This window comes from Streptomyces sp. NPDC004561 (assembly GCF_053602155.1).
Genome location: NZ_JBSGDB010000883.1, coordinates 1 through 1,596 on the forward strand (window position 1 = coordinate 1; position 1,596 = coordinate 1,596).

A 1,596-nucleotide genomic window follows, 5' to 3' on the forward strand; every position below is an offset into this window, starting at 1 on the left:
CGGCATGACTTCCCCCCCTTGTTGTTCATGATCCGGGGGGTGGTGTCACCGGGTCCGGAGGCATCGACGGACCGCTGATGAGGGGCTTGAGCACCGGCTTCACCCGAGCCGGAACAGCTCTCCGTAACGTGGATGTGGCAGCTCGGTGCCCTGGCAAGGCCGGACGAAAGCGTGATGGAGAGGCCTGCACGTGATCGACACCGGCGACATCGACGTCTTCCTCGGCCTGGACGTCGGCAAGGGCGAACACCACGCCACCGCCGTCACCCCGGCCGGGAAGAAGGCGTTCGACAAGCGCCTGCCCAACACCGAACCCAAGCTCCGCGAGCTGTTCGCGAAACTCCAGGCCAAGCACGGAACGGTGCTGGTCGTGGTCGACCAGCCGGCCTCGATCGGCGCCCTGCCACTGGCGGTCGCCAGGGACATGGGCTGTCCGGTCGCCTATCTGCCAGGGCTGACGATGCGGCGGATCGCCGACTTGTATCCGGGCGAGGCGAAGACGGACGCGAGGGACGCGTTCATCATCGCGGACGCGGCCCGCGCGATGCCGCACACGCTGCGGGCGATCGACGGCGAGGACGAGACGATCGCCGAGCTGGAGATGATCGTCGGGTTCGACGACGACCTGGCCGGCGAGGCAACCCGGGTCGCCAACCGGCTGCACGGCCTGCTGACCCAGATCCATCCCTCGCTGGAACGGGTGCTGGGGCCGCGGTTGCAGCACCCGGCCGTCCTCACACTGCTGGAACGGTTCGGATCCCCGGCCCAGATACGCAAGGCGGGCAGGCGGCGGCTGGTCACCCTGCTGCGGCCCAAGGCGCCGAGGATGACCGAGCGGCTGGTCGAGGAGATCTTCGCCGCGTTGGACGAGCAGACCGTGACCGTCCCGGGAACTGAAGCGGCCGCGCTGATCGTCCCGAGCCTGGCCACCTCGCTGACGGCCGTCCTTGACCAACGCAAGCTGCTGGCCGGGCGGATCGAGGAACTGCTGGAGGCTCACCCTCTTTCGAAGGTCCTGACGTCGATGCCGGGAGTCGGCGTCAGGACCGGAGCCCGCATCCTGATCGAGGTCGGCGACGGCAGCACCTTCCCCACCGCGGGCCACCTCGCCGCCTACGCCGGCCTCGCCCCGGCAACCCGCAGTTCCGGCTCATCGATCCGCGGCGAACAGCCCTCCCGGAGAGGAAACAAGCAGCTCAAACGGGCCTTCTTCCTCTCCGCATTCGCCGCCCTGGGCGACCCTGCTTCCCGCGCCTACTACGACAAGAAGATCGCCCAGGGCAAGCACCACACGCAGGCCCTCCTCTGCCTCGCCCGCCGCCGGGCCGACGTCCTCTTCGCCATGCTCCGCGACGGAACCTTCTACGAACCTCGGCCAGCCGCAGCTGGCTGATCCTCAGCACCCTCGCCACACACAGGGCAGTCAGACTCGTCGACCGAGTCGATCACAACTGGGTGACCACAGAAGTCGCACGGACGCACGCCCTCGCCACCCGGCTCCCGAACAGGCGCGTCATCACTCACGACAGCCACACTGCCAGACCCCACCCGACACCGACCCGACCACCTTGACCAAAGACATAGGGGCACCCCCCC

The 1,596-nt window shown here is 68.5% G+C and carries 1 protein-coding gene; it reads left to right on the top strand.

The features are described 5' to 3' along the window. Window positions 1-190 precede the first annotated feature (190 nt). A complete protein-coding gene (locus ACWEN3_RS46385; RefSeq protein ID WP_452984453.1) occupies window positions 191-1,393 on the top strand; it encodes an IS110 family transposase in 1,203 nt (400 codons plus the stop codon). Window positions 1,394-1,596 lie beyond the last annotated feature (203 nt).